Source organism: Agromyces sp. SYSU T00194, assembly GCF_040496035.1.
Taxonomy (GTDB): Bacteria; Actinomycetota; Actinomycetes; order Actinomycetales; family Microbacteriaceae; genus Agromyces; species Agromyces chitinivorans.
In genome coordinates, this window is the sequence record NZ_JBEPJZ010000001.1 from 2594568 (window position 1) to 2607821 (window position 13254).

The 13254-nt window shown below is 72.9% G+C and carries 14 protein-coding genes; 9 read left to right on the forward strand and 5 right to left on the reverse strand.

Annotated features, from left to right (window positions below; genetic code table 11):
- Positions 1-4: 4 nt before the first annotated feature.
- The gene (locus tag ABZK10_RS12200) at positions 5-1120 is read right to left on the reverse strand and encodes a M4 family metallopeptidase (protein WP_353809472.1); all 1116 of its coding nucleotides are present in this window, start codon (positions 1118-1120) and stop codon (positions 5-7) included.
- 89 nt (positions 1121-1209) lie between these two features.
- Here ABZK10_RS12200 and ABZK10_RS12205 point away from each other — a divergent pair, with 89 nt between their 5' ends.
- Entirely contained in the window at positions 1210-2052 is an 843-nt protein-coding gene (locus ABZK10_RS12205) for a CPBP family glutamic-type intramembrane protease (RefSeq protein ID WP_353809473.1), read from the forward strand.
- 11 nt (positions 2053-2063) lie between these two features.
- Here ABZK10_RS12205 and ABZK10_RS12210 read toward each other — a convergent pair whose 3' ends face one another.
- On the reverse strand, positions 2064-2411 hold the full coding sequence (locus ABZK10_RS12210; protein ID WP_353809474.1) for a DUF488 domain-containing protein: 348 nt from the start codon (positions 2409-2411) through the stop codon (positions 2064-2066).
- Between the two features lie 104 nt (positions 2412-2515).
- Here ABZK10_RS12210 and ABZK10_RS12215 point away from each other — a divergent pair, with 104 nt between their 5' ends.
- A complete protein-coding gene (locus ABZK10_RS12215) occupies positions 2516-3415 on the forward strand; it encodes a metalloregulator ArsR/SmtB family transcription factor (RefSeq protein ID WP_353809475.1) in 900 nt (299 codons plus the stop codon).
- Between the two features lie 43 nt (positions 3416-3458).
- Positions 3459-3872: an arsenate reductase ArsC gene (locus ABZK10_RS12220; RefSeq protein WP_353809476.1), complete on the forward strand. Its 414-nt coding sequence runs from the start codon at positions 3459-3461 to the stop codon at positions 3870-3872.
- Between the two features lie 46 nt (positions 3873-3918).
- Here the strand turns inward: ABZK10_RS12220 and ABZK10_RS12225 are convergent, their stop codons facing one another.
- Together ABZK10_RS12225 and ABZK10_RS12230 are read right to left on the reverse strand one after the other, a co-directional pair.
- The gene (locus tag ABZK10_RS12225; protein WP_353809477.1) at positions 3919-5034 is read right to left on the reverse strand and encodes a hypothetical protein; all 1116 of its coding nucleotides are present in this window, start codon (positions 5032-5034) and stop codon (positions 3919-3921) included.
- Positions 5035-5075: 41 nt separating this feature from the next.
- The gene (locus ABZK10_RS12230; protein WP_353809478.1) at positions 5076-6428 is read right to left on the reverse strand and encodes an HNH endonuclease signature motif containing protein; all 1353 of its coding nucleotides are present in this window, start codon (positions 6426-6428) and stop codon (positions 5076-5078) included.
- Between the two features lie 213 nt (positions 6429-6641).
- Here ABZK10_RS12230 and ABZK10_RS12235 point away from each other — a divergent pair, with 213 nt between their 5' ends.
- From ABZK10_RS12235 to ABZK10_RS12260, 6 genes are all read left to right on the forward strand, one after another.
- Positions 6642-7658: an NADPH:quinone reductase gene (locus ABZK10_RS12235; RefSeq protein ID WP_353809667.1), complete on the forward strand. Its 1017-nt coding sequence runs from the start codon at positions 6642-6644 to the stop codon at positions 7656-7658.
- 147 nt (positions 7659-7805) lie between these two features.
- Positions 7806-8075 carry a 30S ribosomal protein S15 gene (rpsO, locus tag ABZK10_RS12240; RefSeq protein WP_281881850.1) on the forward strand — a complete coding sequence of 90 codons (270 nt, stop codon included), beginning with the start codon at positions 7806-7808 and terminating at the stop codon, positions 8073-8075.
- Positions 8076-8174: 99 nt separating this feature from the next.
- Entirely contained in the window at positions 8175-9167 is a 993-nt protein-coding gene (locus ABZK10_RS12245) for an EamA family transporter (RefSeq protein ID WP_353809479.1), read from the forward strand.
- A gap of 11 nt (positions 9168-9178) precedes the next feature.
- Positions 9179-10108 carry an LLM class flavin-dependent oxidoreductase gene (locus tag ABZK10_RS12250; protein ID WP_353809480.1) on the forward strand — a complete coding sequence of 310 codons (930 nt, stop codon included), beginning with the start codon at positions 9179-9181 and terminating at the stop codon, positions 10106-10108.
- A gap of 10 nt (positions 10109-10118) precedes the next feature.
- Positions 10119-12194, forward strand: coding sequence for a S9 family peptidase (locus ABZK10_RS12255; RefSeq protein WP_353809481.1), 2076 nt, complete (start codon positions 10119-10121; stop codon positions 12192-12194).
- Entirely contained in the window at positions 12191-12811 is a 621-nt protein-coding gene (locus ABZK10_RS12260) for a hypothetical protein (protein WP_353809482.1), read from the forward strand. The genes ABZK10_RS12255 and ABZK10_RS12260 overlap by 4 nt, the downstream gene beginning before the upstream one ends.
- Here the strand turns inward: ABZK10_RS12260 and ABZK10_RS12265 are convergent, their stop codons facing one another.
- Positions 12812-13219, reverse strand: a complete 408-nt coding sequence (locus ABZK10_RS12265; RefSeq protein WP_353809484.1) for a thioredoxin family protein — start codon at positions 13217-13219, stop codon at positions 12812-12814. It lies immediately after the preceding gene.
- Positions 13220-13254 lie beyond the last annotated feature (35 nt).

Here is a 13254-nt window from a genome sequence, read left to right on the forward strand (position 1 = left end):
GGCGTCAGGCGGCGATGACGCCGACCTCGGCCCACCCCTCGGCGACCGCGAGCGCCTCCGCGGAGGTGTCGCCGTAGCGGGCGCGGGCCGTGTCGATCGTCGCCGCGGCGAATCCGGCGAAGTCGGTGTCGCGGTCGATGAGGTCGCCCGTGAGGGTGTCGTACCAGATACGTCCGGCGCGCTCCCAGGCGGGCCCGCCGAGCCGCAGCGCGGCGACGACGAACGCGCGGTTCGGGATGCCCGAGTTCAGGTGCACCCCGCCGTTGTCCTCGGTGGTCTCGATGTAGTCGCGCAGGTGCGCCGGCTGCGGGTCGCGGCCCAGCACGTCGTCGTCGTACGCGGTGCCGGGCGCGATCATCGAGCGGATCGCGACGCCCTCCACCTGGTCGGTGAACAGGCCCTCGCCGATCAGCCAGCTCGCCTCGTGCGCGTCCTGCCGGCGCACGTACTGCTCGAGCAGCGCGCCGAACACGTCGGAGACGTGCTCGTTGAGCGCGCCCGACTGGCCCTGGTAGCGCAGGTTCGCGGTGCGCTCGGTGACCCCGTGGGCGAGCTCGTGCCCGATGACCGACAGCGAGTTCGTGAAGCCCTGGAAGACCTCGCCGTCGCCGTCGCCGAAGACCATGCGCTCGCCGTCCCAGAACGCGTTGTCGTACTGCCGGCCGTAGTGCACCGTGGCATCGAGCGGCAGGCCCGCCCCGTCGATCGAGTCGCGTCCGTACGCCTCGAACAGGAAGCCGAACATGTCGCCGAGGCCCTCGTACGCCTCGGTCACGGCCTCGTCGCCCGTGTCGGGATCGCCCTCGGCGCGCACGAGGCGCCCGGGGAGCACCTCGACGCCGCCGGCGTCGGAGATGCGGCGGAACGGCGTGCCGGCCGGGTGGTCGGCCGGATGCACGTCGGTGAGCACGCCCGGGTGCGGCGCGTTCGGCGGGCGCTCGTCGCTGCAGCGGAACTCGCGGAACGGGGCGTCCCGGTCGAGCGTGCGGCGCGCGGCCATCGCCGCGTGCTCGAGCTGGGGCTGCACGGCGATGCGGGCAAGGAGGTACGGGGGGACGATCCAGGAGCGGCGCTCGAGGGGCTGGGTGCGGGGGTCGGCTCGAGGCATCCGTGTCGTCATGGATCGATGCTCGCACGGGCCGCCGACGGCTCCCTCGCGCACGCGCCGGGGCGTCGGCGCCGGGGCATCCGATGTGCGATCCTGAATCGGTGACCGCCGCTCCCGCCGCCCCGCCCGCGACGCGCACCGCCCGCTCGTGGGCGCTCCTGCCCGCCGTGGTGGTCTGCGGCGCGGCCGTGCTGCTGTTCGGCGTGCAGGTCGTCTGGGCGGGCTACGCGATGCTCGCCGTGGGCCTCGCCGCGGCGTGGCTCGTCGAGCGCGTCACCGGGGAGCACGCGCTGCTGCGCGACCTCGGCCTCATCGCCCTCGGCCAGGTGATCATCTCGACGATCTCGCTCGAGGCCGACATCAGCTACCCGAACATGGCGCTCATGGGCACGGTGCTCGCGCTCGCGGTGGCGGTGCCGTACGTGATCTCGCGGTACGTGTTCGGCGACCGCGTCATCCGCTTCCCGTGGCGTACCGGCCACCGCTGGACGCCCGTGCAGTGGTCGTACCTGGGCCTCGTGGTGCTGCTCGGCTGGCTGATCCTGCCGTTCTACTTCATCACCTCGGGCGTCTACGCGAACTGGCCGACGGTCACCGAACCCGACGAGATCGCGCGCCTGTTCGTCGGCGTCAACGCGGTCGGCATCTGGGACGAGCTGTTCTTCATCGTCACGTGCTTCGCGCTGCTGCGCCGGCACTTCCCCGACTGGCTGGCGAACGGCCTGCAGGCGATCGTGTTCGTGTCGTTCCTGTGGGAGCTCGGCTACCAGTCGTGGGGTCCGCTGCTGACGATCCCGTTCGCGCTGCTGCAGGGGTGGACCTTCCGGCTCACCAAGTCGCTCACGTACGTGATCACGGTGCACCTGTTGTTCGACCTCGTGGTGTTCCTCGTGATCGTGTACGCGCACCTCGGCGTGCCGCCGATCTTCCTGCTCGCCCCGTAGCGGCGGGTCGCTCAGGCGGCGGTGAGGTACTCGGCCAGCACGACCGCGTGGTTGTGCTCGCGGTCCTTCGCTCCGTAGAGCAGCGTCACGTGGGGGTGCGTGCGCACGTAGCTGCGCAGGTGCTCGGCGGCCACGTTGGTCGCGAGCTCGGTTCGGTACTGGTCGGCGAACTCGTCCCAGCGTTCGAGGTGCGCATGCCACTCCGCCCGCAGCGCGGGGGAGGGCGCGACGTCCTTGGACCACGAGTCCAGCACGGCCCGTTCCTGGGTCATGCCGCGCGGCCAGAGTCGGTCGACGAGGATGCGCACCCCGTCGTCGGGTTCGGGATCGTCGTAGACCCGCTTCAGTCTGACGTCCATACCTCGATCATCCTCCTGTTGAAGCGTTTCGGTGCGATTTCCCCACGATCGCCGCCGATTCGTGTCCTCCGTGCATCGGCGTCCCACTCGATAGACTGGCGTCTATGAATGGCAGGTCGGCGGATGCCCCTGAGTCGGACGGATCGCTCACGGTGCTCGCCGACCCGAGCCGCGTGCGCATCGTGCGGCTCATCCGCGACGCCGACGGCGGTCGTGCGCTCGTCGGCCGCCTCGCCGACGCGCTCGGCGTCTCGCAGCCGACCGTGAGCCACCACATGCGCGCCCTGCTCGCGGAGCGTGTCGTGGTGCGGGAGCCCGACGGGCGGCGCGCCTGGTACTCGATCGATCCCGATCGGCGCGATCAGGTCGACGCCGTGCTCGGTGCAGCGGCACGGCCCGCGTCACCGGCCGACCTCGACCGCATCTCGCGCGACCTCGCCGAGCGCTACCGCGGCACGTTCAGCCGGGAGACCGTCGCCCACTACGTCGCCGACAGCCATCGCCTGCTCGCCGCCAGCGGTCCGGCCGCACGCCTCTCCTCCCGCACCGCGGCCTTCGCGGCCGAGCGGCTCGAGGCGCTCGGTCGCGAGCAGGGAGCCGAGGCGACCACGCCCGAGGTGCTCTTCGTGTGCGTGCAGAACGCCGGGCGTTCCCAGATCGCCGCGGCGATCCTCCACCAACTCGCGGGCGACCGCGTGACGGTGCGCACGGCCGGGTCCGCCCCGGCGGGCGAGGTGCGCGGCACCGTGGTCGCGGCGCTCGACGAGATCGGCGTGCCGCTCGGCGGCGAGTTCCCGAAGCCGCTCACCGACGAGGCCGTGCGGGCGGCCGATGTCGTGATCACCATGGGCTGCGGCGACGCGTGCCCCGTGTTCCCGGGGCGGCGATACCTCGACTGGGAGCTGGACGACCCCGCCGGCCGGCCCCTCGACGAGGTGCGCGCGATCCGCGACGACATCGAGTCGCGGGTGCGGGCGCTCCTGGCTGAACTTCTCATCGCATAGATCACGGTCTATGCTTTCTCGTGTCGAGAGAAAGCGAGCCCCCATGGCCGACACGCCCACCGTCCTGTTCGTCTGCGTGCACAACGCGGGTCGCTCCCAGATGGCCGCGGGGTACCTCCGCGCCCTCGGCGGCGACCGCGTCGAGGTGTTGTCGGCCGGTTCGGCTCCGAAGGATGCGATCAACCCGGTCGCGGTCGAGGCGATGGCCGAGGAGGGCATCGACATCGCGGGAAACACCCCGAAGGTGCTCACGGTCGACGCCGTGAAGGAGTCGGACGTCGTCATCACGATGGGCTGCGGCGATGCGTGCCCGATCTTCCCGGGCAAGCGCTACGAGGACTGGGAGCTCGACGACCCGGCGGGCCAGGGCATCGAGGCCGTCCGCCCGATCCGCGACGAGATCCGCCGCCGCATCGAGGTGCTGCTCGCCGAGCTGGTGCCGGCCGCGCAGGGCTGAGCCGCGCCGGGCTGGGTCGCCTCATCGGGGTGAACCGGCGAACCGGTCAGCCCCAGAGTCGTCCGAACCAGCCGAACAGCCAGTACAGGCCGACCGCGCCGGCGGCGATGCCCACGGTCGACGTGGTCAGCGTGCGCCGACGGCGCAGGCGGGCGCCCCCGGAAGCGACCCGATCGTGGGCGAGGCGCGAGGTGAGTGCGGATGCCTCGGGTGCCGCCGCATACACGGGGGCGGCCCGATCGTCGGCGTACCTGCTCGACCTGCCGGCGAGGCGTTCACCGACGACCGACCGGATGCGGTGCAGCCGTCGCCAGGTCTCCGGCCCGAGCAGGTCGAACGGTTTCGCGGAGTAGACGTACAGCCAGTCGTCGACGACCTCGACGTCGTAGGCCGACGCCTCGTCGATGAGCAGCGCCATGACGTCGGGCGTGAACAGGTAGAGCGCGTCGGTCTCGTACTCGCGGGGGCAGTAGAGCGCGAAGTGGCGGTCGAAGTCGCCCTCGAGCGAGAGACGCTGATTCGTCGCGAACCCGATCGGCAGGTTCGAGACCCCGAACGCGCCGTCGTTGCGGGTGGCGTCGAGCAGCAGATGGGGGAGGCGGCGGTCGAGGCGCACGGCGAGGTAGCCCCAGCGGTATTCGGTCGCATCCTTCCTGCGGGACGAGGACCTCACCTCGTACACGCGCGTGCCGACCTCGACCTCGCGCCGGTCGGGCTCGTCGGGCAGCAACCGGAACACGTCCTCGTCGCGCCCGGCCGTCCCGACCTGGAAGATGACGCCGTCGTGCCGCCGCCCGGGAATTCGCGGCTCGTAGTCGAACCCGTTCGCGCGGGCGAACGACGCGAGCCGTGCGTACCGTTCGCGCCGACGCTGCTGCAGCTGCAGCCACGAGAGCCAGCCGACGGCGATGAGGGCCGCCGCGAGCAGCGCGACGACGACGCCCAGCACGCGCGCGCCGACCGGGGCGTCGGCGAGTCCGACGGCGAACGGGCCGAGCACGAAGACCGCGAGCAGTCCGAAGATCGCGAGCGGGATGATGCGCGAGGCCCCCGACCGGCGCAGCGTCTCACCGAGCGTCGGCGTCGGTGCGTACGCGTGGGCGTCCTGCATGGCCTCGGTGCTCACGGGTTCGCGCAGCGGGCGGACGTCGGGCTCCCTCACGGGTCGATCGTAGCGAGACGCTGCGATACGATGCGAGACCCCTACGCGGCAGGGTCGGCCGGCCTTCCAGCCGCCCATGGCGGCTCCGGCTCGTCGCCGTCGCCGTCAGCGGCGCCGGGCTCGGATGCCCCGGGCGGCGGCTTCTCGCGGAACGGCGACTCGGGGCCGGTCAGGTACTCGCGGCCCGCGGGTGAGACCCAGTGCAACTCGCCGCCGGCGTCCTGCGTGACCCGCCAGGCGGTGCGGTGCTTGAGGCGATGATGCGTTCGGCACAGGTGCGCGACGTTGTCGTGGCGGGTGTGGCCGCCGTGGGCCCAGTCGACGGTGTGGTCGAGGTCGCAGCGTTCGGCGCGACGTGAGCAGCCGGGGAAGCGGCAGCTGCCGTCGCGCACGCGCAGGTAGCCGGTGAGGTCCGCGGGTACGCGGTAGGTGGTGCGGCCGTAGGAGAGGTAGGCGCCCGTCTCGGGGTGGGTGAGGATGCGCTGGAAGGACGGGGCGTGCGCGGCCAGTCGGCGCGCGGTGTCGGCGTCGATCGGGCCATAGCCGTCGAGTTCTGCGGGTTCGTCGCTCACGCCGAGCAGGGTCATGACCGGCACCGTCACGTAGACCTTCGGCGTGACCGCGCCCAGCGGCGAGGTCGGCGGCGCGAGCGGCGACCCGGCGGGCGCGTCGTGGAGCCAGCCGCCGAGGAGGAGGTCGGCCGCGGCGTCGGTGCGGCGCTGCATGGGCGTGCGCGGGTCGCCTGCCTCGTCGTCGGACCCCGCCACGTCGGCGAACGCGTCGAGCCGGGACATGATCGCTCTGCCGCGCTCGGCCTCGAGGTGGATGCTGAGCCAGGCCATGCCGTCGGGTGCGGGGTCGAGCCCGACGCTGCGCTCGGCGCGCGCGACCTCGTGCCGTTCGATCGCCTCGACGGGGTGCAGGCGTTCGCGCAGCTTCCGGGCGCGACGCCGGAACGCCGACGGTGTGTCGCCGGCACCATGTTCGAGGGCCTCGCGTTCGAACTCGGGCTGGGTCTCGGCGGGCAGTTGGCTGGCGAACTCGAGCAGGGTGCGCACGCGCCCGAGGCACATCGACCCGTCGGAGAGGGTGTGCAGGGTCGAGGTGAACCGGCCGGTGAGCTGTTCGGCGTCGCCGACCATGCGGCCTGCGGTGCGCTCGTGCACGGTGAGCGAGGTGGCGAGCTCGGCGATGAACGCACGGGTCGCGAACTCCCGGTGCGTGAACGTGCTCAGCTCGTCGACGCCCTCGACGTCGGCGGCGAGGCGCCGCGCACGCTCGATGCGCCGCAGCTGCTCGGCCTGCGCGGCGCGGATCGACCGGTCGAGTTCGACGATCGCCGCCAGCTCGGCAGACAGTGCCGTGCGTGGGTCGGTGATCGCGGCGGGCCCCACGGGTGCGTCCCTTCGAAGGATGGTTCGAACGTATGTTCGATTCTACCGTGAGAAACAACCGCTGATCAAGGGTTTGTGCGGGCGAAATCGGCTCTCCACTGGGTGCTTCCGGCGGGTGTGATGCGCGCGGGTCCCTGTTGCATCCGCCCGAGGACGGGTCGGTCGGAGCGCCGATCCGGAATGCAGGCCGCGCTTCTCCCGTTCCACCTGCACATGCAGGCGATCGTCTACTCCCGTCCCGGTGACTCCTCCGTGCTCTCGCTCGTCGACCGGCCGCTGCCCGTTCCCCCGGCTGGGGAGGTGCGCGTGCGCATCGCCGTCTCGGGCGTCAACCCCACCGACTGGAAGGCGCGCGCGAGCAACCCGACCGTGCCCGGCGAGGTCGTGCCGAACCAGGACGGCGCGGGCGTGGTGGACGCCGTCGGCGACGATGTCGCCGGTCTCGCGGTCGGGGACCGCGTGTGGGTGCACCTGGCGGCGCACGGGCGCCCGACCGGCACGGCCCAGGAGTACACCGTCGTACCGGCGGAACGCGTCGTGCCCCTGCCCGACGACGCGAGCTTCGAACTCGGTGCGAGCCTCGGCGTTCCCGCGATGACGGCGCACCGGGCCTTGACGGTGCACGAGTTCGGTCCCACGCGACTCGCGCCCGGCGCGCTCACGGGGCGGGTCGTGCTCGTCGCGGGTGGCGCCGGCGCCGTGGGGCACGCCGCCATCCAGCTCGGGCACTGGGCCGGAGCGCTCGTGATCGCCACGGTCAGCTCGCCCCTGAAGGCGGCGCTCGCGACCGCCGCGGGCGCCGACCACGTGATCGACTACACGACGGAGGACGTCGCGTCGCGCATCCGCGAGATCGCCCCCGACGGGGTCGACCAGGTCGTCGAGGTCTCCCTCGCGGCGAATGCAGAGCTCGATGCCGAGATCGCCGCCAACCACGCCTCGGTCGCCTACTACGCCGACGACGGCGGTGCGGGCTTCACGATGCCGATCCGCCCGAGCTTCGCGAAGAACGTCCGGGTCCAGGGGCTCCTGCTCTACACCGTCGGCCGGTCCGCGTTGGATGCCGCCGCCGACGACGTCGCCGCCGCCGTGCGCGACGGCGCGCTCCCCGTCGGCGAGGCGGCGGGCCTGCCGCTGCACGAGTATCCGCTCGCGCAGACGGCCGCCGCCCACGACGCCGTCGAGCACGCCGCCGTCGGCAAGGTCCTCGTCCGCGTCGCCGACCTCTGACCCCGCCCGCGGCCGCACCCCGGCCGTTCCTCCGGACGCCCCCGCCTCTGGTAGACTCTTCAGGTTGCCGTCATGACGGCCGCGGACAAAGAGCGCTCGGGCATCCGGCCCGGAGCACCGCGCAACGAGTAGGAAGGGGATCCCTCTATGGCACTGGATGCAGAGACCAAGAAGGCGATCATCGACGAGTACGCGACCCACCCCGGTGACACTGGATCCCCCGAGGTCCAGATCGCGATCCTCAGCACCCGCATCAAGGACCTCACCGAGCACCTGAAGGAGCACAAGCACGACCACCACTCGCGTCGTGGCCTGCTCCTCCTGGTCGGTCAGCGTCGTCGTCTGCTCGGCTACCTCGCCGACGTCGACATCGACCGCTACCGTGCGCTCATCGGGCGTCTCGGGCTGCGCCGCTAGTCGTCGGCGACACCGCGAACTTCTTCACGACGGCCTCCGCCCACGGGCGGGGGCCGTCGTCGTCTCCCCGGAACCATCACGAGCAGTAGGAGCACCACCGTGCGCGCATCACGCGGACTCGCCGGCATCGTGGTCGGCCTCGCCGCCGGCCTCGCGTTCGGCGGGGGCGGTGCCGTCGTCAAGCCGCTCCTCGAGGCCGGCTGGTCGCCCGGCGCGGCGGTCTTCGCGCGCATCGCGGTCGCGGCGGTCGCACTCGCGATCCCCGGCCTCGCCTCCATGGGCTGGAGCCTGCGCCCGCTGCTGGCCGCCTGGCGCACGGTGCTCGCGTTCGCATTGCTCGGCGTGGTGCTCACCCAGGTGGCGTTCTACGCGGCGATCGAGCGCATCCCGGTCAGCCTCGGCCTGCTGATCGAGTACCTCGCGCCGGTCGTGCTCGTGCTGCTGGCCTGGGTGCGCCTCCGCCGCCCACCGCAGGGCGTCGTCATCGCCGGCTCGATCGTGGCGATCGCCGGCCTCGTGCTCGTGATCGGCCCGGGAGGCGGCGACCTCGACGCGATCGGCCTGCTGCTCGCGGGCCTGGCCATGCTCGGCATGTGCGTCTACTACGTGCTGGGCGAGCGGGCGGATGCCTCGGTGCCGCCGCTCGCGCTCGCGGCATCCGGCTTCGTGGTCGGCGCGCTCGCGCTCGGGCTGATCGGCCTCACCGGCATCCTGCCGTTCGAGTTCGCGTTCGTCGACGGGGTCGTCTTCCTCGGCGGCACCGCCCCGTGGTACGTGCCGGTGCTCGTGGTCGGCCTCGTCTCGACGGCGTTCGCGTACGTGGCGGGCATCACGTCGATCCGCCTCCTCGGCACCCGCCTGGCGTCGTTCCTCGGCCTCTCCGAGGTGATCTTCGCCGCGATCGTGGCGTGGATCGTGCTGGGCGAGGTCATCACGCCGCTCCAGATGCTGGGCGGGGTCCTGATCCTCGCGGGCATCGTGCTCGTGCGCTTCGAGCGCGACGACCGCAGCGGGCTCGACGAGGTGCCGGGCGTGGAGCCGCTGCCGCTGCCCGCCGACGCGGAGGCGGAGACGCGCCGCGACGACGCCTAGACTCGACCACCATGCGCGTCGGCATCGTCATCCTCCCGCAGTTCGACTGGCCCGAGGCGGCCCGGTACTGGCGCGGCGCCGAGGAGCGCGGCTTCGACCACGCCTGGACCTACGACCACCTGTCCTGGCGCTCGCTCGCGGGCGAGCGCTGGCACGCGACCGTGCCGACGCTGACCGCCGCGGCCATGGTGACCGAGCACATCCGGCTCGGCACGTTCGTCGCGAGCCCGAACTACCGCCACCCGGTGCCGTTCGCGAAGGACATCGCCACGGTCGACCAGGTCTCGGGCGGGCGCGTCCTGCTCGGGCTCGGCTCGGGCGGCACGGGCTTCGACGCGCACGTCATGGCCCAGCCCGAGCTCACCCCGCGCGAGCGCGTCGACCGGTTCGCCGACTTCACGGCGGCCCTCGACCAGCTGCTGCGGTTCGAGGGCGAGGGGCGGGCGGATGCCTCCGGCGGCATCTCCCACGAGGGCGCCTGGTACACCGCGCGGGACGCCCGCATGGTCGGCGAGCCTGCACAGGTGCCGCGCATGCCCTTCATCGTGGCCGCGAACGGACCGCGCGCCCTGCGCATCGCCGTGACCCACGGGCAGGGCTGGGTCACCACCGGGCCGTACGTCGGCGCGAGCGACGCCGACTGGTGGCGGGCGGTCGGCGACCTCTCGGCGCGCCTCGACGACGCCTGCGCGGCGGCCGGTCGCGACCCCAGCAGCATCGAGCGGCACCTCAGCCTCGACCGCGACGAGTCGTACGCGATGCGCAGCGTCGACGCGTTCGAGGAGGCGGTCGGCCTGGCCCGCGAGCGCGGCTTCACCGACGTGATCACGCACTGGCCGCGCACCTCGGGAATCCACGCGGGTGATGAGCGCGTGCTCGACGAGGTCGCGTCCCGGCTCGACGCCATTCGCGCGGACGGAGCGCCCGCCGATCGCGGCTAACGTGGAGGCCATGCCCTTCGACTCGCTCGACGACTACATCCGCATCCCGAGAGTCGAGGCACTCGCCCTCTCGCCCGACGGCACGCGTGCGGTGCTCACGGTCGCCACGCTCTCGAAGGACGGCACGACCTTCGAGCGGGCGCTGTGGAGCGTGCCCGCCGACGGCACGGGCGCACCGACGCGCCTGACCCGCTCCGCGAAGGGCGAGGCGGGCGCCGTGTTCACCGGCAGCGGCGAGCTGCTCTTCGTCTCGGGGCGTCCCGACGCCGAGGGCGACGCCGAGAGCGAGGCGTCCCAGCTCTGGCTGCTGCCCGCCGCCGGTGGGGAGGCGCGCCCGATCACGCGGCTCGCCGGCGGGGTCGCGGGCATCGCCGCTGCCGCCGAGGGCTCCGACCGCGTGGTCGTCGGCGCCGAGCTGCTGCCGACGCCCGACGACCTCGAGGCCGAGCAGGCGCTGCGCGGCCGACGGAAGCAGGCGAAGGTCGCCGCGATCCTGCACGAGTCGTACCCGGTGCGCTACTGGGACCACGACCTCGGGCCCGCCGAGCCGCACCTGCTCGCGCTCGACCTCGCCGGGCTCGTCGATGCGGTGCCGACGGCGGAGGCGCCGGACGACGACGCATCGGACGACGACGCGCCCGCCCCGTACCCGACGAGCCTGCCCCGCCCGATCGACCTCACGCCGCACCCCGGCCGCTCCGCGGACGTGTCGGGTGCTGCGACGACGCCCGACGGCGCAACCGTGATCGCCTCGATGCGCGTGCCCGGCCCGCAGGACGGCCGGCGGGTGCTCGTCGCGATCGACACGGCGACACGCGAGCACCGCACGATCGTCGACCTCCCCGACGTCGACGCGACCGCGCCGGTGATCAGCCACGACGGCACGCGCCTCGTGCACGTGCGCACCGCGAAGCCCTCGCCCGCCGGCCCCACCGACCAGGAGCTGTGGCTCAGCGCCCTCGACGGCGGCGACGCACGCCGTCTCGCGGCCGGCTGGGACCGATGGCCCACGTCGATCACGTTCGCCGCCGCCGACGACGCGCTGGTCGTCACCGCCGACTCCGACGGCCGTGGCCCCGTCTTCCGCATCCCGCTCGACGGCTCGGCCCCCGTGCAGCTCACGCACGACGACTTCGCGTACACCGACGTGCGCACCGCGGCGGGCACCGGCGACCTCGTCGCGCTCCGCTCGTCGTACCTCGCCCCGCCGCATCCGGTGCGCATCGCGGCCGACGGCACCGTGACCCCGCTCGCCACCCCCGCCCCGGCCGTGGAGATCGACGCGCGCCTCGAGGACGTCGAGACGACGGCCGCCGACGGCACCCGCGTGCGCGGGTGGCTGGTGCTGCCGGCCAGCGCCTCCGCCGCGACGCCCGCACCGCTCCTGCTCTGGATCCACGGCGGACCGGTCGCGAGCTGGAACGCCTGGAGCTGGCGGTGGAACCCGCTGCTGGCGGCGGCCCGCGGCTACGCCGTGCTGCTGCCCGACCCGGGCCTCTCCACCGGCTACGGCATCGACTTCGTCGGTCGCGGCTGGAACGCCTGGGGCGACGCGCCGTACACCGACCTCATGTCGATCACCGACGCGGTCGAGGCGCGCCCCGACGTCGACGCCGGCCGCACCGCCGCGATGGGCGGGTCGTTCGGCGGGTACATGGCGAACTGGGTGGCCGGCCACACCGACCGGTTCCGCGCGATCGTCACGCATGCGAGCCTGTGGGCCCTCGACCAGTTCGCCGGCACGACCGACATGACCGCGTACTGGACCCGCATCTTCACCCCCGAGGCGATGGAGCAGCACTCGCCGCATCGGCACCTCGCGAACGTCCGCACGCCGTTGCTCGTGATCCACGGCGATCGCGACTACCGGGTGCCGATCGGCGAGGGGCTGCGACTCTGGTCCGACCTCGCGGGCGCCCACGCCGCATCCGACGGCACGACCGTGCACCGGTACCTCTACTTCCCCGACGAGAACCACTGGATCCTGAAGCCGCAGAATGCCGTGGTCTGGTACGAGACGGTGTTCGCGTTCCTCGACCAGCACGTGCACGGCACCGAATTCCAGCGGCCGGAGCTGCTCGGATGACCGCGTCCGTCCCGACCCGCAAGCCGTTCCTCGAGTGGGAGCCGCTGCCGTACCTGGTGGTGCTCGCCCTCGCCGTGGCGATCAGCCTGGTGCGTCCGGCCGACGCGCCGTTCGCGTTCTGGCCGCTGCTGATCGCGGTGGTGCTCGCCGCCGCGTGGCTCGTCGCGACCCTCGTGCGCGACGGTCGCTCGACCCGCAACCCCGATCGCTGGGGCGACCTGCGCACGCTCGACGGGATCCGCGTGATCGACGCCCCCGGGCAGCCGCGCGCGGTGAGCGGTGTCGTGCCCGTCCGCGACGCCGAGCGCCACCAGTCGAGCATCGACCTCGCCCGCATCCACGGCGGCAACGAGCAGCACGCGGTGCTCGTCCCGCGCGCGAGCCGTTGGATGGCCAGGCGGTACCGCATCGGCGTGCAGCTCGTCGGCGGCACGCGCCCGCACCTGGCGGGGTTCCTGCACGAGGCGGCCGACGAGCGGTGGCGCGCCGTGCTCGACGGCCTGCGTGCGCACGACGCCTACGTGCGGGTGCCCGCGACGATCGTCGGGCAGGAGCGACCGTTCCGGGTCGAGCTCGACCTCAGCGGACTCGAGGCGGTGGCTGCCGAGCGGGACTGATCAGGCGTCGCTGCGCGCGCCCTGCAGCTCGGACTCGCTCGCGAGCTCGGCCTCCTGCTGCGCGAGCTGCTCGCGCACCTGGTCCATGTCGAGGTCGCGCACCTGGGAGATGAGGTCGTCGAGCACCGGGCGGGGGAGCGCGCCGGCCTGCGAGAACACGCCGATGCCGTCCTTGAACGCCATGATGGTCGGGATCGAGGTGATGCCCATCGCCGCCGCGAGCTGCTGCTGGTCCTCGGTGTCGACCTTCGCGAAGGTCAGGTCGGGGTTGTCCTGCGAGGCCGCCTCGTAGTTGGGCGCGAACTGGAGGCAGGGGCCGCACCATCCGGCCCAGAAGTCGACGAAGACGGTGCCGCCCTCGAGGATGGTCTTCTCGAAGGTGTCCAGGGTCAGCGCGACGGTAGCCATGCCCTCCAGCCTAGGTGAGCCGGCTGGACGGTACC

Excerpts from the sequence above, each read along its gene's own strand:
- ABZK10_RS12200 (WP_353809472.1), bottom strand. The coding sequence starts at position 1,120 with ATGACGACACGGATGCCTCGAGCCGACCCCCGCACCCAGCCCCTCGAG.
- ABZK10_RS12210 (WP_353809474.1), bottom strand. The coding sequence starts at position 2,411 with ATGGACGTCAGACTGAAGCGGGTCTACGACGATCCCGAACCCGACGAC.
- ABZK10_RS12215 (WP_353809475.1), top strand. The coding sequence starts at position 2,516 with ATGAATGGCAGGTCGGCGGATGCCCCTGAGTCGGACGGATCGCTCACG.
- ABZK10_RS12220 (WP_353809476.1), top strand. The coding sequence starts at position 3,459 with ATGGCCGACACGCCCACCGTCCTGTTCGTCTGCGTGCACAACGCGGGT.
- ABZK10_RS12235 (WP_353809667.1), top strand. The coding sequence starts at position 6,642 with ATGCAGGCGATCGTCTACTCCCGTCCCGGTGACTCCTCCGTGCTCTCG.
- rpsO (WP_281881850.1), top strand. The coding sequence starts at position 7,806 with ATGGCACTGGATGCAGAGACCAAGAAGGCGATCATCGACGAGTACGCG.
- ABZK10_RS12250 (WP_353809480.1), top strand. The coding sequence starts at position 9,179 with ATGCGCGTCGGCATCGTCATCCTCCCGCAGTTCGACTGGCCCGAGGCG.
- ABZK10_RS12255 (WP_353809481.1), top strand. The coding sequence starts at position 10,119 with ATGCCCTTCGACTCGCTCGACGACTACATCCGCATCCCGAGAGTCGAG.
- ABZK10_RS12260 (WP_353809482.1), top strand. The coding sequence starts at position 12,191 with ATGACCGCGTCCGTCCCGACCCGCAAGCCGTTCCTCGAGTGGGAGCCG.
- ABZK10_RS12265 (WP_353809484.1), bottom strand. The coding sequence starts at position 13,219 with ATGGCTACCGTCGCGCTGACCCTGGACACCTTCGAGAAGACCATCCTC.